Here is a 22,205-nt window from a genome sequence, read left to right on the forward strand (position 1 = left end):
CGTCAGGAGGCCCGGCCGGCCCGCGCGGTCGTCTTCCTGGCCGTGGTCTTCTTCGCCGCGGTCTTCTTGGCGGCCGGCTTCTTCGCCTGCGCCGGCACCGGCGCGGCGTCGCTGACGCGGTCACCGAGGATCTCCCGCAGGAACTTGCCGGTGTGGCTGGCCGGGATCGACGCGATCTCCTCCGGCGTGCCCTCGGCGACGACCATTCCGCCGCCGTTGCCGCCCTCGGGGCCCATGTCGATGACCCAGTCCGCGGTCTTGATCACATCGAGGTTGTGCTCGATGACGATCACCGTGTTGCCCTTTTCGACCAGCCCGGACAGCACCTTGATCAGCTTGCTGATGTCGTCGAAGTGCAGACCGGTGGTCGGCTCGTCGAGGACGTAGACCGTGCTGCCCGTCGAGCGCTTCTGGAGCTCGCTGGCCAGCTTGACCCGCTGGGCCTCACCACCGGAGAGCGTCGGCGCGGACTGACCGAGCCGGACGTAGCCGAGGCCGACCTCGTTGAGCGTCTTGAGGTGCCGGGCGATGGTCGGCACCGCCTCGAAGAAGCTCAGCGCCTCCTCGATGGGCATGTCCAGCACCTCGGCGATGGACTTGCCCTTGTAGTGGACCTCCAGCGTCTCGCGGTTGTAGCGCGCGCCGTGGCAGACCTCGCACGGCACGTACACGTCCGGCAGGAAGTTCATCTCGATCTTGATCGTGCCGTCGCCGGAGCAGTTCTCGCAGCGGCCGCCCTTGACGTTGAAGGAGAAGCGCCCCGGCAGATAGCCGCGGACCTTGGCCTCCATCGTCTCCGCGAAGAGCTTGCGGACGTGGTCGAAGACACCGGTGTACGTGGCCGGGTTCGACCGCGGGGTGCGGCCGATCGGCGACTGGTCGACATGCACGACCTTGTCCACCAGATCGTCGCCGGCGACCCGGGTGTGCCGGCCCGGGACGGACTTGGCGCCGTTCAGCTCGCGCGCGAGGTGGGTGTAGAGGATGTCGTTGACCAGCGTCGACTTGCCGGAGCCGGAGACGCCGGTGACGGCGGAGAACACCCCGAGCGGGAAGGAGACGTCGATGTCGCGGAGGTTGTTCTCCTTCGCGCCGTGGACCGTCAGCTGCCGCTTGGGGTCGGCGGGCCGCCGGATGTCCGGTGTCGCGATGGCTCTCTTGCCGGACAGATACTGCCCGGTGATCGACTCCTTGTTGGCCAGCAGCTGCTTCATCGGGCCGCTGTGCACGACCTTGCCGCCGTGCTCACCGGCACCGGGGCCGATGTCCACGACCCAGTCGGCGACCTTGATGGTGTCCTCGTCGTGCTCCACGACGATCAGGGTGTTGCCCATGTCGCGCAGCCGCACCAGGGTTTCGATCAGCCGGTGGTTGTCGCGCTGGTGCAGACCGATCGACGGCTCGTCCAGGACGTAGAGCACGCCCACCAGGCCGGAGCCGATCTGGGTGGCGAGGCGGATGCGCTGGGCCTCACCGCCGGAGAGGGTGCCGGCCGCGCGGTTCAGCGAGAGGTAGTCCAGGCCGACGTCAACCAGGAACTTCAGCCGCTCGTTGACCTCCTTGAGGACCCGCTCGGCGATCTTCTTCTCGCGGGCGTCGAGCTTCATGTCCCGCAGGAAGTCGGCGCAGTCGCTGATCGACATGGCCGCGACCTCGGCGATCGACTTCTCCTGGACCGTGACGGCGAGCACGATCGGCTTGAGCCGTGTGCCCTCGCAGGTCGGGCAGTGCACCTCGCGCATATAGCCCTCGAAGCGCTCGCGGCTGCTGTCGCTCTCCGCTTCGGAGTGCCGCCGCTTGACGAACGGCACGGCGCCCTCGAAGGGGGTGGTGTAGGCCCGCTCGCGGCCGTACCGATTGCGGTAGCGCACCTCGATCTGGGTCTTGTGGCCGTGCAGCAGGGCCTTCTTGGCGCGGGCCGGCAGCCCGGCCCAGGGGATGTCCGTACGGAAGCCGAGGGCATCGGCGAGCGCGCCGACGAGGCGGCCGAAGTAGTCTTTGGTGTGCCCGTGCGACCAGGGGTGGATGGCGCCCTCGTCGAGGGAGCGGTCCTCGTCGGGGACGATCAGCTCGGGGTCGACCTCCATGCGCGTACCGATACCGGTGCAGTCCGGGCAGGCGCCGAAGGGCGAGTTGAAGGAGAAGGAGCGGGGCTCCAGCTCCTCGAAGGACAGATCGTCATAGGCGCAGTACAGATGCTCCGAATACATCCGCTCGCGCTGCGGGTCGTCCGGCTCCAGATCCACGAAGTCGAGGATGACCATGCCACCGGAGAGCCCGAGGGCGGTCTCGACGGAGTCGGTCAGCCGCCGCTTGGCGCTCTCCTTGACCGTGAGGCGGTCGACGACCACCTCGATGGTGTGCTTCTCCTGCTTCTTCAGCTTGGGCGGCTCGGAGAGCTGGATGGTCTCCCCGTCGACCCGCGCCCGGCTGTAGCCCTTGGTCTGGAGGTCGGAGAAGAGATCGACGAACTCGCCCTTGCGCTCCCGCACCAAGGGAGAGAGCACCTGGAAGCGACTGCCCTCGGGCAGCTCCAGGACCTTGTCGACGATCGCCTGCGGCGACTGCCGGGCGATGGGGCGCCCGCACTCGGGGCAGTGCGGCTTGCCGATGCGGGCGAACAGCAGGCGGAGGTAGTCGTAGACCTCGGTGATCGTGCCGACCGTCGAGCGCGGGTTGCGCGAGGTCGACTTCTGGTCGATCGACACCGCGGGGGACAGGCCCTCGATGAAGTCCACATCGGGCTTGTCCATCTGCCCGAGGAACTGCCGGGCGTAGGAGGAGAGCGACTCGACATAGCGCCGCTGCCCCTCGGCGAAGATCGTGTCGAAGGCGAGCGAGGACTTGCCCGACCCGGACAGCCCCGTGAAGACGATGAGGGAATCGCGGGGGAGGTCGAGCGAGACGTTCTTGAGATTGTGCTCGCGAGCGCCACGGACGATGAGACGGTCGGCCACGCCGGTCGGCACCTTTCTTGGAGGGGGGCGGGAGCCGTGGCTCTGCGTCCGCCGCTCGGTGAATGAGCAGAGGCGGCGAAGCGGAGCGGAGCCCCGCCCCAGGGTATGGGGCCCGCCACGGCACTGTCTTTGGGATGCCACACACGAGCCTATAGCACGCGCATTCGATTTACGGGGCTCGTACGCCCTCTTCACCCAAACGTGTGGCGACCCCACATCCTTCCCGCCCCGCCACACGCCCGTACGCTGCGGAAACCCGCCACCCCCGACGGTTCAGGCGTTCCCGGGCAGCGCCCGCTCCAGCGCATCGAACGTCCGCCGCAGCACCTCGACCTGCTCAACGGCCACCTCGTCCGCCGGGTCACCCCGCAGCTGCCGGCCGGCGGCCTCGGCGTACGCCACCCGGACCCCCGCGACGATCAGCGCCGCGGCCAGCCGGGAGTCATGACCCGGTCGCCCGGCGTCACCGCCCGCGGCCTCGGCGAGCAGCCCGGCGAGCGTGTCCTCCAGCTCCTCGACCGCCTCACGGCCCCGCGCGCGCAGCGCCGGCGAGTCCAGCACCGTACGCCAGAAGTGCTCGAACCCCTCCCCCACCCCACCCAGCGGGTGGCGCTGCTCCAGCAGCTCGGACGTCAGCCGGCGCAGCGCGGCCAGCGGCGTCTCGCCCGCGCCGCGCTCCCGGACGGCGCGGGTGAGCAGCTCCAGCCCCTCGGGAATCCGGTCGAGGAAGAGATCTTCCTTCCGCGGGAAGTAGTTGAAGACGGTCATCGTGGACACCTCGGCGGCACGGGCCACCTCGGCGACGGTGACGTTGTCGAAGCCGCGCCGGATGAACAGCAGCGTGGCCTCGCCGGAGATCCGCTGCCGGGTGCGCAGCTTCTTGCGCTCGCGCAGCGTCAGCCGGCCGTCCTCCTCGCCGAAGCCGGTCTCCGCCTCCTGGCCGGCGATCCATCCGCCGTCAGTCGTCCCCGCGCCGTCGTGCCGCCGCTCATCCACCATGCCCGGAATCCTAGGCCGCCCCTTCGGAAATTTTGTAGTCACAAAAAACTTTTAGTGGCTACACTCTCACTCCATGAAGCGTGACGCAGACGTAGTGGTGGCAGGGGGCGGCCCGGTGGGGCTGATGCTCGCCTGCGAACTGGCACTGGCCGATGTCCCGGTCGTCGTCCTGGAGCGGCTGACCGAGGTGGACACGACGATCAAGGCGGGGGCGATCAACTCCCCCAGCGCGGAGGCCTTCTACCGGCGCGGGATGCTGCCCGACCTCGCCGAGGTGCAGCGCGCCGCCATCGAGAAGTTCAGCTCGTTCCTGCGGCAGCGGCAGGCCGCGGGCGCGTCCGGGGTGCAACGGCCTCCGAAGTTCGCCGGGCACTTCGCCGGCATCATGCTGCGCGGCGATCTGCTGGACGAGTCCGACCCGGACTTCGAGGGCCCCGGCCCCGCCTCCGAGATCGGCCTCGTCCCCCAGGAGGCCCTGGAACGGCTGCTCGCCGACCGCGCCGCCGAACTGGGCGTCGACCTGCGCCGCGGGGTGACGCTGACCGGTTTCGACGCCGACGACGACGGCGTCCGCGTCCACACCTCCCACGGGTCGCTGCGGACCGGATGGCTGGTGGGGTGCGACGGCGGGCGCAGTACGGTCCGCCGGCTCGCCGGCTTCCCGTTCCCGGGGACGGACCCCGAGATCACCGGCCATCAGGCCATCGTGGAGATGTCCGGGTCCGAGAAGCTGGGCGCCGGCTGGAACTGGACCGGGACCGGCACCTACGCACACGGCCCGATGCCCGGCCGGATCCTCACCGTGGAGTTCGACGGGCCGCCCGCGGACCGCGAAGCGCCCGTCACCGCCGCGGAGTTGCAGGCGTCCCTGCGGAACGTCTCCGGTGTCCAGGACGTCGAGATCCACAAGGTGCTCTCGGCGACCCGCTTCACGGACAACGCCCGCCAGGTGCCCGACTACCGGGCGGGGCGGGTGCTGCTGGCCGGTGACGCGGCGCATGTGCACTCCCCCTTCGGCGGCCAGGGGCTGAACCTCGGCATCGGCGACGCGATGAACCTGGGCTGGAAGCTGGCCGCGACGGTGCACGGCTGGGCACCGGAGGGGCTGCTCGACACCTACACCGCCGAGCGGCACCCGATAGGCGCATGGGTGCTGGAGTGGACCCGGGCCCAAGTGGCGCTGATGCGACCGGAGTCGCACGCCCGGGCACTGCGCACGGTGCTCACCGAGCTGACCGGGACCGTCGCCGCCACCACCTTCTTCGCCAAGAAGATCTCCGGTGTCCAGCAGCGCTACGACCTGCCGGGCGACCATCCGCTGACCGGCCGCAGCGCCCCCGACCTGGAGCTGTCCGACGGCAGCCGGCTCGCGGACCATCTGCGCGGCGGCCAGGGGCTGTTGCTCGACCTCGCCGACGACGACGGGCTGCGCCGGCGCGCCGCCGGGTACGGCTCCCGGGTGCGGCTGCTGACCGCCGCCTGCCCCGGGCGGCCCGACCTGGCCGGCCTCCTGGTACGGCCGGACGGCTGCACCGCTTGGGCGGCCGACGCCCCGGGGTCGGCCGCCGCGCCGGAGGATCTGGACGCCGCCCTCCGCCGGTGGTTCGGGGCGCCCGACGCCGCGGCCTGACCGCCAGGAGACACCGCGGGCGGCGCCCCGTCGGCCTCCGGGCCACCGCGCGCCGCCCGCCCCGCCCGCGTACGCCCCGAACGGCGCCGGACGACTCCCGAACTCGCCTTCGTGGCGCTAGCGTCGGACCATGACCGTCACCCCGCCTGACTTCCCGCACGACGTGGCCGCCGTTCACGAGGCCACCGAACGGCTGCTGGTCTCGGTGAGCAAGCTCGACGACACGGCGATCGGCGAGCCGTCGCTGCTCCCCGGCTGGACCCGCGGCCATGTCCTGGCCCATCTGGCACGCAACGCGGACGCGCTGGTCAACCTCCTCACCTGGGCGCGTACGGAGGTCCCCACGCCGATGTACGCGAGCGCCGAGGACCGGGACGCCGACATCGAGCGGGACGCCGACCGCCCGCTGGCGGCGCATCTGGAGGACCTCAAGGAGAGCGCCGAGCGGTTCGACGCCGCCGCGGACGCGCTGCCGCAGGAGCGCCGGGCCTACGAGGTCGAGATGCGCAACGGCGTCGTCGAGCGGGCCGACCGGCTGCCGCTGCGCCGGCTCGCCGAGCTGGAGCTGCACCACCTGGATCTCGGCGTCGGCCACACCCTCGACCAGCTCTCGCCCGGCTTCGTCGACAGCTATCTCGCCTTCCTCGCCACGATCAAATTCGCCGGCCACCCGGATCTGCCGCCACTGGAGCTGCGCACGGACGGCGGCCGCCGCCTGCGCACCGGCCGCGCGGCGGCGGCCACCCCGGGCGCCGGGGCCGCGCCCGTGGTGGTCTCGGGCTCCGCGACGGCGCTGGTCGGCTGGCTCACCGGACGCGGTGACGGCTCCGCGCTCGACAGCCACGGCTCCGCCCTGCCTGTCGTACCCCGGCTCTAGAGTGGACTCATGGGCTACAGCGGAGCAGTGAAGGTCGGCGGAGCGGCCGACGTGCACGAACTGTCCGACCTGATGATCTCGAAGGTCGCGGTCGGCCGGATGGACAACAACGCCTATGTGCTGCGGTGCCGTGCGACCGATGAGCAGCTGCTGATCGACGCGGCCGCCGATCCGCACACGCTTCTCGCGCTGATCGGCGACAGCGGCATCGCGTCCGTCGTCACCACGCACCGGCACGGCGACCATTGGGGCGCGCTGCGCGAGGTGGTCGACGCGACGGGCGCGCGCACCTATGCGGGCCGCCACGACGCCGAGGGCATCCCCGTGCCCACGGACGTCCTGGTCGACGACGGCGACACGATCACGGTCGGACGCGTCACGCTGACCGCACGCCATCTGGTCGGCCACACCCCCGGCAGCATCGCGCTGGTCTACGACGATCCGCACGGCGCCCCCCATCTGTTCACCGGGGACTGTCTGTTCCCCGGCGGCGTCGGCAACACCTGGGGCAATCCCGAGCACTTCGCCAGCCTGATCGACGGCGTGGAGAGCAAGCTCTTCGGCGAACTCCCCGACGAGACCTGGGTCTATCCGGGGCACGGCAACGACACCACGCTCGGTGCGGAGCGTCCGCATCTGGCGGAGTGGCGCAAGCGGGGCTGGTAGCGAAGGCCCCCTGGGGCCTGTCCGACCCGGACCCGTCGGACAGGCCCTGGCAGTGACGGTGCCCGGCGCCACTCCCGTTCGGGAGCGGGGCCGGGCACCGCCAGTGGTGCGCCAGGGCGCCGGGCCTCAGGCGTCGACGCGCTCCGTGTCGGCGGCCGCCACGTCGGCCTCGGCCGCCGTCTGCTTCTTCGAGGCGCGCAGGCTGGTGATCGTCGTGACGACGAGCACGGCGCAGATGACGCCCAGGGAGACCGGAATGCTGATCTCCGGAACGGCCACTCCGGACTCGTGCAGCGCGTGCAGCACCAGCTTCACGCCGATGAATCCGAGGATGATCGACAGGCCGTAGGAGAGGTGGACCAGCTTCTTCAGCAGCCCGCCGATCAGGAAGTACAGCTGCCGCAGGCCCATCAGGGCGAAGGCGTTGGCGGTGAAGACGATGTACGGGTCCTGGGTGAGACCGAAGATCGCGGGGATGGAGTCCAGGGCGAACAGGACGTCGGTGGTGCCGATCGCCAGCATGACGATCAGCATCGGCGTCATCAGCCGCTTGCCGTTCTCGACGATGAACAGCTTGGTGCCGTGGTACTTGTCGGTCGACGGGAAGCGCTTCTCGACGAGCTTCAGGAAGCGGTTCTCCTCGAACTCCTCGTCCTCCTCCTCGGCACGGGCCTCCTTGATGAGCTTCCAGGCGGTCCAGATGAGGAACGCGCCGAAGAGGTAGAAGACCCAGGAGAAGTTGGCGATGATCGCGGCGCCGGCACCGATGAAGCCGGCCCGCAGCACCAGCGCGATCAGCACGCCGACCATCAGTACGCGCTGCTGGTAGACCGCGGGGACCGCGAACTTCGCCATGATCAGCACGAAGACGAAGAGGTTGTCGACGCTCAGGGACTTCTCGGTGATGAAGCCCGCGAAGAACTCGCCGGCCCGCGCGGTGCCGCCGAAGAGCAGCAGCCCGAGGCCGAACAGCGCGGCGAGCGCGATCCAGACACCGGTCCAGATTCCGGCCTCCTTGATGGAGACCTCATGCGGTTTGCGTCCGCCGATGAAGAAATCGGCGGCTATCAGGGCACAGAGACCAAGGATGGTCAGCACCCACAGGTTCAGGGAAACGTCCACTGCTCCTCCGGCAGAGTCGTACGGCACTCACAGCGTCGTCGCTGCCGGAGGTCTCTTCCGCCCCGTTCCACCTGAGGGAACGGGGCCGACGCCCCGGGATCTCGTCACACTCGCAATCCGTGATGACGGGTACGTCGTGATGGGAATACTCCCCTCCGCACCAAGAAGGGTAAAGGAAGGCCAAGTAATAGTAAAGAAATAGGTAAAGGTGCTGGTCAGTGGGTTGATTGAGGGGCTGGGCAGCTGTCCGGCCCGCGGGGCCGGGGTCCTCGTGGGAGCGGGTCCGACTCGGCCGCGTCCTCTACGGGAGCGCCGTCCGGGTCAGCCGCGTCCCGCGCCGCGGGCCTGGGCGACCCGGTCGAGCACCTGGCGCACCACCTGGCTGCCCCTCGGGGCGAGCGGCGGCTCATACGTCCAGGCGTGGCCGACCCAGGGATCGGCGAGGTGCGCGTCGGGCACCGGCGTGATCCGCAGCAGCGAGCGCCACAGCGGGTCCAGGACCGGGCCGTACTCCCGGGCCTGGGCGCGGTCGGCGACCATCATCAGATGCACCCCGACCGCGGGGCCCTCGTCGGCCAGATAGCGGAGCCGGGTCAGGGCGCGGTCGTCGAAGCCGTGCGGGAAGTCGTGCACGATCAGCAGCTGCTCGGCGGTGTCCAGATCGGGCGGCAGCGCGTCCGCTGCGCGGCTGCGCACGGCCATCTGGACGAGGTCGACCCGCCGAGTCAGCCCCTCCAGGACCGCGGAGACCCCCTGGGCGCCGGGCACCGGAGGGGGCAGCACACCGGACTCCAGGAGCGGTGCCAGCGCCGGTGCCGCCGTGCCGCCCGGGTCGATGACCTGGACCGCGAACTCGCCGGCGGGGTGGACCGCGAGCAACCGGGCGGCGATGGCCACTGCGGTCTCCGTGGCGAGCCGCCGCAGCTCGGCCTCGTCCGGCGGCCCGTCCGTCAGTGCGCTGCCCAGCTCCCGCCGGCCGTACTCGCGCTCGGGGAGGGGGCCGCCGCGGTCGTAGGCGTCGGGCCCGCTGTCGATCCACAGGCCGCGCTCCAGGGGGAGGCGGACGAGCATGGGGATGCGCAGGTCCAGGACCTCCGGAAGGTGCAGATCGCCCAGGCGCAGCGCCATCGGGCGCTCCAGCGGTACGTGATAGCCCTGCCATACGGGGTTGTCCCAGCGGGCGAAGGCGGGCGGCAGCGCCGGCTCCACGACCTCCGACTCGGCCGCGAGCTGCCCGAGGTCGCGGTCCAGGGCGGCCCGGGCCTGGGTGACCAGGGTGGCGTGCTTGTCACGGGCGGTGGCACGGGCGGCATCGGCGGCCGTGCCGAGGCGGTTGCGCGGGTCGGAGAGAGCCTTGTCGAGCTCCTGCTCCAGGCGGGACTCGGCGAAGTCGGACGCGCTGCGGTACGCCGCGACCGAACGGGCCAGGTCCTCGAACATGCCCCAGACCTGGTTGTAGAGCCGCTCCTCCATGCTCCATCCGGCGGCGTCACCGGCGACGGGGAGCGGGGGGCCGTCGGGAGCGGCGGGGGCGGCCGGGGCCGGACCGGCGGGTGCGGGGGCGCTGCGGCGCGCGGGGTGCCGGTAGTCGACGGGGCCGTGGGACGCCGGGGACGCGGCGGCCGTGGCCGCGGCCCCGGTCGCCGCTCCGGCGGTGCCGGACCCCGCCGCAGCGGTCCCGGATGCCGCCGGGTCGTCGGCCGCCGTCGGGGGCGCGGGGGCGGGCCGCTGCGCGGTGGGCCCGGGGGCCGCACCCGCCGTGGAGCGCTCCGGCCGTTCGGACCGGCTCGCCGCGGGCGCCGGGACCGCGCGGGCGTGCCCCAGGCCGACCGCCCGCTCGATCTCCGCGGCGAGCTCCGCCGCCTGCGCGAGCCCCTGGTCGCGCAGCATCGCGGTGAGGCCGTCGGCGTACCCCTGGCCCACCGCACGCACCTTCCAGGCCCCCTGCCTGCGGTACAGCTCCACGGCGACGACCGCGGACTCGGCCCCCAGGCCGGTGATGGTGTAGTCGGCCAGGGGGGTGCCGTCGAGGCCGGTGACCGCGACGGACGGCGCGGCGGCGGCGCCGAATGTGGTCAGCGCGCCGATGCCGGTGGGCAGCGCCAGCAGGACGCTGACCCGGTGGACGGCGTCGGGCAGCGCGTCGAGGTCGACGGCGATTCGGTGCTCGGCGGCCGCCTGACGGGGAACCTCGATGCCGGTGCGCCGGGGCTCGCCGGGGTGGGCCACCGCTTCGGCTCCCGGGAGCCTGCCCTGCTCGTCGCCGAGCGTCACCCCGGCCACGACGGGACCGCCCGCCGTGATCCGGATCTCCACCCGTGTGCGGTCCAGCGGATGGTTCTGCCCCCGGACCAGCTCGGCCGTCATCGTTGTTCCCCCTGATGGTGATCGCGTCCCGGGCCGGGCCCGGGCGCGGGCCCGGGGATGCGGCGGCACGGCCCGGGGCGCGCCGCCGCGATGTGCGGTGCTTACAGGTGCGGCACGATCGCCGGCACCAGGTCCTGGAACGTACGGCCGACGGCGGGCTCGCCGATGGCGGTCATCTGCCAGCCGCTGCCCGCACGGTGCACCTTGGCCATCACCTGGGCGGTGTAGTTGCCGCCGCCCGTAAGGGTGTAGCGGGCCAGCTCCTGGCCGTTGGTCTCGTCCACCAGCCGGCAGAAGGCGTCCTGCACCTCGGTGAAGGTCTGGCCGGTGAAGGAGTTGACCGTGAACACGATCTGGTCGACGTGCACCGGCAGCCGTGCCAGGTCGACCAGGATCGCCTCGTCGTCGCCGCCCTGCCCCGCGCCGCCGACCAGGTTGTCGCCGGTGTGCCGGACGGCGCCGTCATCGCTGATCAGGTGCTGGAAGAAGACGACGTCTATCGGCTTCTTGTCGGCGAACAGCACCGCGGAGGCGTCGAGGTCGATCTCGTTGGTGCGCCTCCCGAACAGGCCGCGGCGCGGCGCCGAGCGCCACCCCAGCCCCATCCGCACCGCGGTCAGCGTTCCGCCGTCGGACTTCTGCAGGCTGATTCCCTGCCCCTTGGACAAATTGACCGACACGCGCCGTCCCTTCTCCGTACTGTCCCCGCCCAGCTCTCCGGCGGGCCTCCTCGACCCTACGCACGACGGCGGACCCGGGGCGCGCTGGGCCCGCGTTTGTGGCGTTTCTGCAACACCGGGAGGGCTGCGGCCGGCCCGTCGCGGCCCGGCGTCACTGCACGCCGGCCTCCCTCATTTGCCGCAGCTCCTTCTTCAGTTCACCCACCTCGTCACGCAACCTGGCGGCGACTTCGAACTGCAGCTCGGCCGCGGCGGCCCGCATCCGCTCCGTCATCTCCTCGATGAGTTCCGCCAGTTCGGCAGCGGGACGGTCCGTCAGCACCGCACCCGCCTTGCCCTTGCCCGCCTGCGCACCGAGCGACGGGACCGGGGCCTTGCCCTTGGCCTCCTTGGCCTCGCCCGACTTGCGGTAGCCCGTGCCCAGCAGCTCCTGGGTGTCGATCTCCTCGCGGGCGATCGTGGCGACGATGTCGCCGATCTTCTTGCGGAGCGGCTGCGGGTCGATGCCGTGCTCCTTGTTGTACGCCAGCTGCTTCTCGCGCCGGCGGTTGGTCTCGTCGATGGCCTTCTCCATCGCCGGGGTGACCTTGTCGGCGTACATGTGCACCTGACCGGAGACGTTGCGCGCCGCGCGTCCGATCGTCTGGATCAGCGCCGAACCGGACCGCAGGAAGCCCTCCTTGTCGGCGTCCAGAATGGCCACCAGGGAGACCTCGGGAAGGTCGAGGCCCTCACGCAGCAGGTTGATGCCCACCAGGACGTCGTATTCACCCGATCGCAGCTCGCGCAGCAGCTCCACGCGTCGCAGCGTGTCCACGTCGCTGTGCAGGTAGCGGACCTGGATGCCGAGCTCCAGGAAGTAGTCGGTGAGGTCCTCGGCCATCTTCTTGGTGAGGGTGGTGACCAGGACGCGCTCGTCCTTCTCCGTACGTGCCCTGATCTCGTGCACCAGATCGTCGATCTGCCCGTCGGTGGGCTTGACCACCACCTCCGGGTCGACCAGGCCGGTCGGGCGGATGATCTGCTCCACGAAGCCGTCGCCGCGGGCGAGCTCGTACGGCCCGGGGGTCGCGGACAGGTAGACCGTCTGGCCGATCCGCTCCAGGAACTCCTCCCACTTCAGCGGGCGGTTGTCCAGGGCGGACGGCAGCCGGAAGCCGTGGTCGACGAGGGTGCGCTTACGGGAGGCGTCGCCCTCGTACATCGCACCGATCTGCGGGACGGTGACGTGCGACTCGTCGATGACCAGGAGGAAGTCGTCCGGGAAGTAGTCGATGAGGGTGTTGGGCGCGGAACCGGGCTCGCGGCCGTCCATGTGCATCGAGTAGTTCTCGATGCCCGAGCAGGAACCGATCTGCCGCATCATCTCGATGTCGTACGTGGTGCGCATGCGCAGCCGCTGGGCCTCGAGCATCTTGCCCTGCTTCTCCAGGGTGGCCAGGCGGTCCGCCAGCTCGGCCTCGATCCCGGCGATGGCCCGCTCCATGCGCTCCGGGCCGGCGATGTAGTGGCTGGCCGGGAAGATGTACAGCTCCTGGTCGTCGCTGATGACCTCGCCGGTGAGCGGGTGGAGGGTGGACAGCGCCTCGATCTCGTCGCCGAACATCTCGATCCGCACGGCCAGCTCTTCGTAGACCGGGAAGATCTCGATGGTGTCGCCGCGGACCCGGAAGGTGCCCCGGGTGAAGGCCACGTCGTTGCGGGTGTACTGGATGTCGACGAAGCGGCGCAGCAGCTGGTCGCGGTCGAATTCGTCGCCGACCTTCAGTGGGACCATCCGGTCGACGTACTCCTGCGGCGTACCCAGGCCGTAGATGCAGGACACCGAGGCGACCACGACGACGTCACGCCGCGTGAGCAGCGAATTCGTCGCGGAGTGGCGCAGCCGTTCGACCTCCTCGTTGATCGAGGAGTCCTTCTCGATGTACGTATCGGACTGCGGGACGTAGGCCTCGGGCTGGTAGTAGTCGTAGTAGGAGACGAAGTACTCGACGGCGTTGTTCGGCAGCAGCTCGCGGAATTCGTTGGCGAGCTGGGCCGCGAGGGTCTTGTTGGGCGCCATGACGAGCGTCGGGCGCTGCAGCTTCTCGATCATCCATGCGGTGGTCGCCGACTTGCCGGTGCCGGTGGCGCCCAGCAGGACGACGTCCTTTTCACCCCCGCGGATGCGCCGCTCCAGCTCGGCGATGGCCGCCGGCTGGTCGCCGTTGGGCTGGTAGGGGCTGACGACCTCGAAGGGCGCCACCGTGCGTTCGATCTTTGATTCGGGCCGCATGGGATCCACCGTACGACCCAGCACTGACAATCGGCGGTGAAATCGCTCCGACCTGCGGATTTGCGGCGGTATCGGTTGGCGCGGCGGTCCGCTCGGCGAGCGGGGGACGCCGGCGGCGACGGCGGGGCGGCGCGCGGCGCCACCGGCGTCACGGCTGCGGAGGCTGCCGGGCACACGCCCCGGCCCCCCTGCCATGAGAGCGGCGCGCTCGCGAACGGAGCGGAGTCGCGGTGGCCGCCCATTCACCACATATGACCAAAACCGGTCAGAAGGACGATGGGTGACGCATCATCGGCCAAGATGCGCGGATGCCGCGACTCCGGCAAGTTGGACGGCATCGGAGCGCACGTCTGTTGCACGGCTTTTCCGGGCATCCTGCAATTGCGCGAACGCTCCACGGAAGACCGGCCATTTCTCGTTCAGCCCTCGGCCACCGTACGACTGCCTCCCGCTCTGGCCCGGCTGCGAGCCTCTGCCCGTCCGACCCGGTACACGTCACTCACGTCCGCTCACGCCCACGACGTCACGAGGAGTCCGTATGCGTATCCGCCCCGTCGCCACCGTTGCCGCCGGTGCGCTCATGGGTCTGTCCGCGCTCGTCCTCTCCACCAACGCCGCCCAGGCCTCACCGCACGGACACACTCCGGTGACGGTCGCCCACCGCGGCGCCTCGTCGTACGCGCCCGAGAACACCCTCGCCGCCATCGACGCGGCCGCCGAGCTCGGCATCGAATGGGTCGAGAACGACGTTCAGCGCACCAAGGACGGTGAGCTGGTCATCCTCCATGACAACTCGCTCGCCCGGACGACCAACGTCAAGAAGGTCTTCCCCGACCGCTCCCCCTGGAACGTCGCGGACTTCACCCTCAAGGAGATCGAGAAGCTGGACGCGGGCAGCTGGTTCGGGCAGAAGTTCGAGGGCGAGCGGGTGCCGACGCTCGAGGACTACATGGACGAGGTCGAGCACAACGACCAGAACCTGCTGATGGAGCTCAAGTCGCCGGAACTCTACCCGGGCATCGAGAAGCAGACCCTGCGCGAGCTGCGCCGCGGCGGCTGGCTGGACAGGGACCACCTCAAGCACCGTCTGATCATCCAGAGCTTCAACGCCGACACCCTCAAGACCGTGCACACGCTCCGGCCGGACATCAAGACGGGCTTCCTGGGCAACCCGTCCGTCGCCGACCTCCCGAAGTTCGCCAAGTACTGCGATCAGATCAATCCGGTCCACACGGCGGTCACCCCGGAGTACGTCGCCGCCGTACACGGCCTGAAGGGCCCGCACCGCCGGCAGCTGGACCTGTACACCTGGACCGTCGACGACCCGGCCGTCGCGATCAAGCTCGCCGACCTGGATGTGGACGGCATCATCACCAACAAGCCCGATGTGGTGCAGGACGCGCTGGAGAACAGGAACAAGAGCGGAGCCTGAGCGCCCGGCGCCGACGGGGAGCGGGAGCAGGCGACGGCCGCCGGCCCGTTCCCCGTCGCATTGTCAGTGGCCCGTCCTACCCTGATCAGGTGACGCATTCCGAGCAGGTTTCCGAGCAGGCCCCCGCGCCGGCGGCAGGATCCGCGACCCGGCGCGAGTGGGCCTGGGCGCGTCTGGAGACCCCGATCGGCCCGCTGCTGCTCGCCGCGACCCGGGAGGGCCTGGCCCAGGTGGCCTTCCATGCCGACGAGCGGACGACCCGCCGCGCGCTGACCCGACTGGAGCAGTTCTTCGGCGGGCCACCGCTCCCGCAGACCCCTCATCTGGCGACGGCCACCGCCGAGCTCACCGCCTACTTCTCCGGGGATCTGCGGTCCTTCACCGTCCCGCTGGACTGGTCGCTGTCCTCCGGCTTCAACGCCCGGGTCCTGCACGCCCTGGCCTCCGGCGTCCGGCACGGCAGCGTGGTCGGCTATCAGGACCTCGCCGACCGGGTCGGGGAGCCGGGCGCGGCCCGTGCGGTGGGCGCGGCGATGGGCTCCAATCCGCTGCCGGTCGTCGTCCCCTGCCACCGCGTCGTGGCCAGCGACGGCGGGATCGGCGGATTCGGCGGCGGCCTGGAGACCAAGCGCCTGCTGCTGGCCCTCGAAGGTGTGCTGCCCGCCCCGCTCTTCTGATCCCGGCCGTCGTCCGTCCGCACCCGGACCGGACCCCTCACGAATGGCAGCGTCATGTCCCGTCAGATCGCTCTGCTCCGCGGCATCAACGTCGGAGGCCACAACTCCTTCCCCAAGGCACGGCAGCTGGAGCTGGCCGTGTCCCTGGGGTTCCGGGACGTCTCCGTCCTGCTGCAGACCGGCAACATCGTCTTCGCCGACCCCGGTACGCCGCCCGAGGAGACCGCCCGGACGATCCAGGCCGGGATCGCCGCCGAGCTCGGTCTGACGGTGCCGGTCGTCGTCCGCACCCGCGACGAGCTGGCCGCCGCCGTCGCGGCGAATCCGTTTCCGCAGGCCGTGCCGGAGCCCAAGAGCCTGCATGTGACGTTCCTGTCGGCGGTACCGGCCGACACCTCCCGGCTGGACGCGCTCGATCCGGCCGCGTTCGCGCCCGACCGGTTCCGGCTGACCGGGCGCGAACTGTATCTGTGGTGCCCGGGCGGCATCGGCCGCTCCAAGCTCGCCGCCGCGGTGAGCCGCGCCCCCCTCGGGGTGACGGCCACCGCCCGCAACTGGAACACCGTCACCAAGCTGCTGGCCCTGGCGGACGCCTGACGCCCGGCGCCGCCGTCAGCGCCAGCCGTAGCGCTCGCGCAGCCGGTTGACGACGAGGTTGAAGCGGCCGCGGTCCAGCGCGCAGGCCTCGCGCCGCATCCCGGCCGGGTGCACCCGCAGCACACGGTCCACCGCCACCCACGAGTCGCGCCCCGCGCGGTCCCACGGGCCGGCCCCGATGGGGACCCACTCCCGGTCGTTGTTGTGCCGCTTGCTGGAGAGCTGGACGGCCAGCAGCGTGCCGCGGGCCTCGCGCGCGACGACCAGCACCGGCCGGTCCTTGCCCCGCCCGTCGTTCTCCTCGTAGGGCACCCAGGTCCACACGATCTCGCCGGGGTCCGGGTCGCCGTCCGGGTCGGGCGCGTAGGACGTCCGAACGGCTCCGACGGAGCGCGGCCGGGCCTCCACGGTTGCCGTGGGGCCCTGGCTGCCGGGCAGCGCTGCGGCCGCGTCGGACGGGGCGGATGCGTTGAATGAAGTCGTCACCCCCTCACGCTAACCGCCCCCGCCAGCGGGGCGATCAGCGGTCCGCGGCACGTGCTCGAAGGCCGATTGTCAGTGGCCGGTCGTACGGTTTTCAGCAGCGGGGGACGGCCGTCGGAGCCGCCCGGGGAGGGGAGATCCATGTCCGTGACCACGACGTATCTGGAGCTGTCGCAAGAGGGCGGCGGCGCCCACAAGTTCTACGAGGTGACGGTGGACGACACGGTCGTCTCGGTGCGCTACGGGCGGATCGGCGCGGCCGGCCAACAGCAGTCCTCGACCTTCCCGACGCGGGAGAAGGCGCAGGCCGCGGCCGCCAGGAAGATCGGCGAGAAGGTCCGCAAGGGCTACGCCCCCGCCGTCCAGGGGCAGCGCTCCGCCCGTCCGGTGACGCGACGCCAGGTGACGTCCGCCCCGTCGACGGCCCGCGCGGTCGCACCGGTGCTGTGGCGGTTCCGTACGGGCGCCGCGGCGTTCGGCATCCACATCGCCGAGGACCGCTGCTGGGTCGGCAATCAGAGCGGGGACGTCTACACGCTCGGCCACGACGGTGAGGTGCTGGCGCGCTATCAGCTCCCCGAGGGCGTCAAGTGCCTGGTGGCGGACGACTTCTGGATCTACGCCGGCTGCGACGACGGCACGGTCTACGACCTGTCCTCCAAGCTCCCCTTCGCGGCCTACGACGTCGCCCCCGACGTCGACATCTTCTGGCTCGACATCCGGGAGGGCGTGCTCCACGTCGCCGACCGCAACGGCGGGCTGACGGTCATCGACCACGAGGACGAGTACCAGTGGTCCCGGCGCAGCTCCGGCGAGCACGCCTGGATGGTGCGGAGGGACGAACGCGCCGTCTACCACGGCCACCAGCGCGGCGTGACCGCCTACGCCGCCGACGGAAGCGGCGAGTTGTGGCACACCCCGACCAACGGCGCGGTCCTGTTCGGCTGGCAGGAGGACCACTCGGTGTACGCCGGCACGAACCGCAAGGTCGTGCAGCGGCTGTCGAAGGACAGCGGAGCGCTGGAGGCCGCCTACCAGTGCGACACGGTCGTCTACTCCTGCGCCACGGCCCCCGGCGGCCGCTATGTCTTCGCCGGTGACTCGGCCTCGTCGGTGTACTGCTTCGCCGCCGACGGCACCCGCCTGTGGAAGCTGGGCACGGGCAGCGGATCGGCGCTGTCGATGCAGTATCTGGACGAGAAGCTGTACATGGTCACCACGGACGGCTCGCTGGTGTGCGTCGACGCGAGCGACGCGGCCATCGCCGCCGCCCAGTCGGGCACGGTGCCGGTGGCCCGGGATGTGAAGTCGGCCGCCGCGCTGCCGACGTACACCCCGTCGGCCACGGTGCAGACGGTGGCGTCCGCCGCCGCCTCGGGCATCGTGGTGGAGTGCGTCCAGGAAGGCGGCCGGCTGCGGGTCCATGTGGTCTCGGACGGCTATGAGCCGTCCTGGAACGTCCAGTTCCCGCGCCATATACGCCGGGCCGGGGCGCGGTATGTCGTCGAGGACCTGTCGGCGGCCTCGGGCGGCTTCTACCGCGTCCGGGGCGAGATCCGGCAGCTCGTCTGAGGTCCGGGGCCCGGCGCTCAGACGGGTCCGCTCCAGGCCGGCCGGCGGGGGTCGTCGGCCCGTACGACGACGTCCGCCGCCTCTTCGGGCCGTGTCTCGGCCTCGTAGCGCGCGAAGGCGGGCAGCGTCCAGCGCTCGCCCTCAGGGGTGCGGCGGGCGAGCGCGGCCGGCGAGAGCTTCAGGTGGACGGAGAGATCGAAGGGAAACCAGTGACCGAGCAGCAGGGGGCCGTGCAGCAGCAGGACACCGCCCGGCGGCAGCGTCACGTACGCACTGCGCGTCGCCCGGTCCGCCAGCGGATCCCACAGGTCCGGGAGCACCCGCCCGGTGCCACCGGGATCCAGCGGCTGGAAGACCTCACGCCACAGCGCCTGCCGGTCGAACCACTCGTCGTGGTAGGCGTCGGGATCCTCACGGCCGTACTCCAGCCGCAGGGAGGCGGGACGCAGAAAGCCGAAGGTGCCGGCCTTGTGCACCGCCCGCCCCCGGATCCGCAGCGCCTCGGCGAGCCGGTCCGCCAGGTCGCCGGGCGCGGCCGCGGGAGCCCCGTCGATGGCCACTCTCAGCCAGGGACTTCCGTCCTTCGCCGTCGTCGTGACGATGCGCTCGGCGAGCGCGTCCGTGAGCCGTTCCCAGGTGATCGCTTCGAGCCGCACACCGCCATTCTGCCCGGTCGCCCCAGCGCGCGGCGCGACGCGTCAGCCGGAGTGCGGCCGGCCCGGCGGTGCGTGGAAGGTGGAGTCCCCGGATACGAAACCGACCTGGATCACCGGGGCGGTGTGGACGCCGCCATTGATGGTGTTGTACGCATTCTGGACCGTCGTGCGGTGGTCCCGATCGGGTGCCACCTCGTCGAGCAGGGCGCGCAGTTCGGCCGCGGCGGCCGGGTCCTCGCGCAGCGATCGCTGCAGTCGCAGCCGCCAGGCCGTGGTCACGCCGTCCACGCCGTCCTGGTCGCCCTCCTGCCGGGCGGCCACGAGATCGGCACGGGAGACCTCCAGCTCGCCCTCGACCGCCTCCTCGTCCGCGGTGCCCCGGCGCCGGGCGAGGAAGGCCGCCATCCTGCCGCGGACCGCCGTCCAGCCGTCCGTCGCCATCTGCTGCACCAGCGTCGTCGCCCCCGCCGTGGCGAGCGCCACCAACTCCGGTTCCATGGGACCCCCTTGTGCGTCGTCGGTACTTCATTGTGCGGCTTCCGGCCTCCCGGACAGGAGGGCCGGTTCATGACGGGCCTGCCGGCCTGGTGGCGCCGTTCAGGCCTGGTCTGCGGCCGGCCGGGCGGCTCCGTAGCGGCTGAGTTCGGCCGCCGCCTCCTTCGTCGCCTCGATGACGCTGTCGGGGGCCGTCGGCATCACGGACTTGAGCTTGAGCAGCAGGACCGCGCCCATGATGGAGCCGTCCCACATGATCGGCGCCGCGCAGGAGTTCCATCCGGCCATGCACTCCTCGTACCCGAGTGCGTGTCCGAGGTCGCGCACCTCCGCGAGGGACGCCAGCAGTGCGTCGTTGTCCCGGTAGACACCCGGTCCCGCCTGGTCGGGTACGGGCTCGGCCAGCACCCGCTGCTGCAGTACCTCCGGCAGGTAGGCGAGGATCGTCCGCCCGGAGGCGCCGGTGCGCAGGGAACGCGTCACGGACAGCACGTCGCGCGGCGTCATGCCCAGCTCCGCGAGGTCGGAGTCGCCGACGGCCATGTCGACGCACTGCCGTTGCGCGCCGGAGAACGGCGCCACCATGTAGAGGAACACCAGCCCGCCGTCGGTGGCCGTCCGCAGGTCGCCCAGCACCGTCTGCGCGCCGTCGAGGCGGTGGTCGAGGGCGGTGAAGGCGAGCTGGGCGGCGGAGGTCCGCAGCCGGTAGAGGCCCCGGTCGACCCGCTCGAAGATCCGCTGGTAGATGCCGGACTGCAGGATGCGGTAGACGACCGAGTCGTCCAGGCCGGTGAATTCGGCGATCTCACCGGGCCCATGGGCGGATCCGCCCAGTTCGGCGAAGGCCGTCTGGACGAGGAAGACCCGCTCGGCATGGCTGGAACCCGACGTCCGGGAGCCCGCGGACGACGCGCCGTTGGCCGTCTGGCGCGCGCTCTTGGGGCGGCCCGCGCCATCGGACTCGGCGGCGGTGCCCGAAGCGGAGGCGGGCACGGCGGGCGAGGCCGCCGGTTGGGACGCTGTGATGCTGTTGCCCATCGTGTGTTCTCTCCCCTGACAGTGTTCCGCGCCCGAAGACGCACGGCATTTCCCCTACGAGCGGGCACCCCCGTCTCCCGCGGCTCGGACCGCACTTCCCGGCGGCCGGGCCCGGGGTGCGCTCCCGGAGCCGTTGTGCCCGCCCGGTGCCCCGGACTACCGGATTCAGCGGGTGACGTCGAGGGCCAGCTTCCCGGTCCGGGTGCGGGCGGCGAGGTCGTGGTGCACCCGCGCCGCCTCGCCGAGCGGATGGACGCCGCCGAGCAGCGGCTTGAGCGAACCGTCGGCGACCGCGCCGAACAGCGCCTGCATGGACGTCGGCAGCGCCGTGCGGTCCGCATAGAGCTGCGGCAGCCAGAAGCCCGAGAGGGTGATGGACCGCGCCATCAGGTCACGCGTCGGCACGCTCGTCAGGCCGCCGCCGGCGAACCCGTAGACGGCCAGCCGGCCGCGCGGTGCCACGGCGGCGAGGATCTGCTCGAAGGTGACGCCGCCGGTCATCTCCAGTGCGGCCTCGACGGGGCCGCCGGCCGCCTCCAGGATGCGCTCCGTCAGATCCTCGGCGGTCGAGTCGACGGCCGCGTGAGCGCCCAACTCCTGGGCCAGCTTGCGCTTCTCCGGAGAGCCCGCGAGGGCGACGACCCGGGCCCCGGCGTGCGCGGCGAGCTGCACGGCCAGCGAACCGACACCGCCCGCCGCGGCCGGTACGACGACGGTCTCGCCCGCGGTGATCCGCAGCGAGGTGAACAGCAGGTGCCAGGCGCTGTTGCCCTGCAGCGCCAGCGCGACGGCCTGTTCGTCGCTGACCGCGTCGGGTACGTCCCAGGTGACGCGGCGGTGCAGCAGGGCCCGCTCCGCGTATCCGCCGCCGCGGCACAGGCCAACGACGCGCCGCGTGCCGTCCACGGTCCCCACGACTTCGTTGCCGGGCGTGTACGGCAGTTCCACGGGCTTCAGGTAGGTGTTCTCCCGTACGTGCACGTCCGCATAATTGACGCCCGCCAGAGTCACATCGACCAGCGAGTGGCCGGCGCGGGGCGCGGGCTCGGGCGCGTCCTCGAGCCGCAGCACGTCCGGGCCGCCGAATTCTCGCATCACAATCGCGCGCACGACTCTCCCTCAAGTTTCTCCGGTGCGGTGCCCGCACAGGGTAGGCACGGCGCCGACCGGAGTGTCGGAGTCCGATCATTTCGCGCCAACCCTCCGGCGGTTCACCCGCCGCAACCCTCCCTCTCACGAGGATTTCCCGCGCGTTTTCTCGCGACGCGAGAAACAAGCGCGGCGCTTTCCACCCATTACGCCGTTTTGCTTCAGATCTACCCATCGGTATCCCCGAGGTGGCTCTCACGCATCCCTTGCTTAAACCTGGCTACCGGATGTGATCGCCGCCGCCTACGATCCGAATCGTGTCCGCCGTTGACCAGATGTGACGGCTGCGTCCCCAGGGGCAGAGCGCACTGTGCGAGGCAGTTGTGCTCGCCCGCCCCACCCGGTGACACGGGCGGGTGGCGGAGGACGTGGCCGCGCGCAGGGGCAACCCGGGCACGGCCTGAGGGGGAATCATGATGGGGAAATCGGGGGGCGGGGGGGGGGGGGGGGGGGGGGGGGGGGGGGGGGGGGGGGGGGGGGGGGGGTGGGGGCGGCTGCTGTGTCCTCCTTCGCGGCGCCTGGTATCTTCTCGA

At 71.3% G+C, this 22,205-nt stretch carries 18 protein-coding genes; 7 read left to right on the forward strand and 11 right to left on the reverse strand.

Features of this window, described 5'->3' with window-relative positions:
• Nucleotides 1–2: 2 nt before the first annotated feature.
• Nucleotides 3–2,957, reverse strand: a complete 2,955-nt coding sequence (gene uvrA, locus AC0680_RS25880) for an excinuclease ABC subunit UvrA (RefSeq protein ID WP_478632984.1) — start codon at nucleotides 2,955–2,957, stop codon at nucleotides 3–5.
• Between the two features lie 273 nt (nucleotides 2,958–3,230).
• On the reverse strand, nucleotides 3,231–3,956 hold the full coding sequence (locus tag AC0680_RS25885; RefSeq protein WP_478632987.1) for a TetR/AcrR family transcriptional regulator: 726 nt from the start codon (nucleotides 3,954–3,956) through the stop codon (nucleotides 3,231–3,233).
• A gap of 73 nt (nucleotides 3,957–4,029) precedes the next feature.
• Between AC0680_RS25885 and AC0680_RS25890 the strand changes: the two genes are divergently transcribed.
• The 3 genes from AC0680_RS25890 (at nucleotide 4,030) to AC0680_RS25900 (ending at nucleotide 7,129) form a co-directional block, all read left to right on the forward strand.
• Nucleotides 4,030–5,586: an FAD-dependent monooxygenase gene (locus tag AC0680_RS25890; RefSeq protein ID WP_478632989.1), complete on the forward strand. Its 1,557-nt coding sequence runs from the start codon at nucleotides 4,030–4,032 to the stop codon at nucleotides 5,584–5,586.
• Between the two features lie 130 nt (nucleotides 5,587–5,716).
• Nucleotides 5,717–6,463 carry a maleylpyruvate isomerase family mycothiol-dependent enzyme gene (locus AC0680_RS25895; RefSeq protein ID WP_478632991.1) on the forward strand — a complete coding sequence of 249 codons (747 nt, stop codon included), beginning with the start codon at nucleotides 5,717–5,719 and terminating at the stop codon, nucleotides 6,461–6,463.
• A gap of 9 nt (nucleotides 6,464–6,472) precedes the next feature.
• A complete protein-coding gene (locus AC0680_RS25900) occupies nucleotides 6,473–7,129 on the forward strand; it encodes an MBL fold metallo-hydrolase (RefSeq protein ID WP_478632993.1) in 657 nt (218 codons plus the stop codon).
• Nucleotides 7,130–7,255: 126 nt separating this feature from the next.
• Here the strand turns inward: AC0680_RS25900 and AC0680_RS25905 are convergent, their stop codons facing one another.
• The 4 genes from AC0680_RS25905 to uvrB form a co-directional block, all read right to left on the reverse strand.
• Nucleotides 7,256–8,251, reverse strand: a complete 996-nt coding sequence (locus tag AC0680_RS25905) for a TerC family protein (RefSeq protein ID WP_478632995.1) — start codon at nucleotides 8,249–8,251, stop codon at nucleotides 7,256–7,258.
• Nucleotides 8,252–8,572: 321 nt separating this feature from the next.
• Complete coding sequence (locus AC0680_RS25910; protein WP_478632997.1) at nucleotides 8,573–10,618, reverse strand: TerD family protein; 2,046 nt, start codon at nucleotides 10,616–10,618, stop codon at nucleotides 8,573–8,575.
• Between the two features lie 101 nt (nucleotides 10,619–10,719).
• A complete protein-coding gene (locus tag AC0680_RS25915; protein ID WP_478633000.1) occupies nucleotides 10,720–11,298 on the reverse strand; it encodes a TerD family protein in 579 nt (192 codons plus the stop codon).
• Nucleotides 11,299–11,449: 151 nt separating this feature from the next.
• Nucleotides 11,450–13,573, reverse strand: a complete 2,124-nt coding sequence (gene uvrB / locus AC0680_RS25920) for an excinuclease ABC subunit UvrB (RefSeq protein ID WP_478633002.1) — start codon at nucleotides 13,571–13,573, stop codon at nucleotides 11,450–11,452.
• Between the two features lie 538 nt (nucleotides 13,574–14,111).
• On the opposite strand from uvrB, the gene AC0680_RS25925 reads away from it, so the two are divergent.
• The 3 genes from AC0680_RS25925 to AC0680_RS25935 all read left to right on the forward strand — a co-directional run bounded on the left by AC0680_RS25925 (nucleotide 14,112) and on the right by AC0680_RS25935 (nucleotide 16,279).
• Nucleotides 14,112–15,005 carry a glycerophosphodiester phosphodiesterase gene (locus AC0680_RS25925; RefSeq protein WP_478633004.1) on the forward strand — a complete coding sequence of 298 codons (894 nt, stop codon included), beginning with the start codon at nucleotides 14,112–14,114 and terminating at the stop codon, nucleotides 15,003–15,005.
• Between the two features lie 89 nt (nucleotides 15,006–15,094).
• A complete protein-coding gene (locus AC0680_RS25930; RefSeq protein WP_478633005.1) occupies nucleotides 15,095–15,682 on the forward strand; it encodes a methylated-DNA--[protein]-cysteine S-methyltransferase in 588 nt (195 codons plus the stop codon).
• A 54-nt stretch (nucleotides 15,683–15,736) separates the two neighbouring features.
• Nucleotides 15,737–16,279 carry a DUF1697 domain-containing protein gene (locus tag AC0680_RS25935; protein ID WP_478633007.1) on the forward strand — a complete coding sequence of 181 codons (543 nt, stop codon included), beginning with the start codon at nucleotides 15,737–15,739 and terminating at the stop codon, nucleotides 16,277–16,279.
• Nucleotides 16,280–16,294: 15 nt separating this feature from the next.
• Here the strand turns inward: AC0680_RS25935 and AC0680_RS25940 are convergent, their stop codons facing one another.
• Complete coding sequence (locus AC0680_RS25940) at nucleotides 16,295–16,765, reverse strand: type II toxin-antitoxin system PemK/MazF family toxin (protein WP_478633009.1); 471 nt, start codon at nucleotides 16,763–16,765, stop codon at nucleotides 16,295–16,297.
• A gap of 138 nt (nucleotides 16,766–16,903) precedes the next feature.
• Between AC0680_RS25940 and AC0680_RS25945 the strand changes: the two genes are divergently transcribed.
• Entirely contained in the window at nucleotides 16,904–18,334 is a 1,431-nt protein-coding gene (locus AC0680_RS25945; protein WP_478633012.1) for a WGR domain-containing protein, read from the forward strand.
• 17 nt (nucleotides 18,335–18,351) lie between these two features.
• Here the strand turns inward: AC0680_RS25945 and AC0680_RS25950 are convergent, their stop codons facing one another.
• The 4 genes from AC0680_RS25950 to AC0680_RS25965 all read right to left on the reverse strand — a co-directional run bounded on the left by AC0680_RS25950 (nucleotide 18,352) and on the right by AC0680_RS25965 (nucleotide 21,633).
• Nucleotides 18,352–18,990 carry a nucleoside/nucleotide kinase family protein gene (locus AC0680_RS25950; protein WP_478633014.1) on the reverse strand — a complete coding sequence of 213 codons (639 nt, stop codon included), beginning with the start codon at nucleotides 18,988–18,990 and terminating at the stop codon, nucleotides 18,352–18,354.
• Between the two features lie 42 nt (nucleotides 18,991–19,032).
• Entirely contained in the window at nucleotides 19,033–19,488 is a 456-nt protein-coding gene (locus AC0680_RS25955) for a hypothetical protein (RefSeq protein ID WP_478633016.1), read from the reverse strand.
• A gap of 99 nt (nucleotides 19,489–19,587) precedes the next feature.
• Nucleotides 19,588–20,523, reverse strand: coding sequence for an IclR family transcriptional regulator domain-containing protein (locus AC0680_RS25960; RefSeq protein WP_478633019.1), 936 nt, complete (start codon nucleotides 20,521–20,523; stop codon nucleotides 19,588–19,590).
• Between the two features lie 165 nt (nucleotides 20,524–20,688).
• Nucleotides 20,689–21,633 (reverse strand): quinone oxidoreductase family protein, encoded by a 945-nt coding sequence (locus AC0680_RS25965; protein WP_478633021.1) that lies wholly within the window; start codon nucleotides 21,631–21,633, stop codon nucleotides 20,689–20,691.
• Between the last annotated feature and the right edge of the window lie 572 nt (nucleotides 21,634–22,205).

Source organism: Streptomyces sp. NPDC043738, assembly GCF_056436545.1.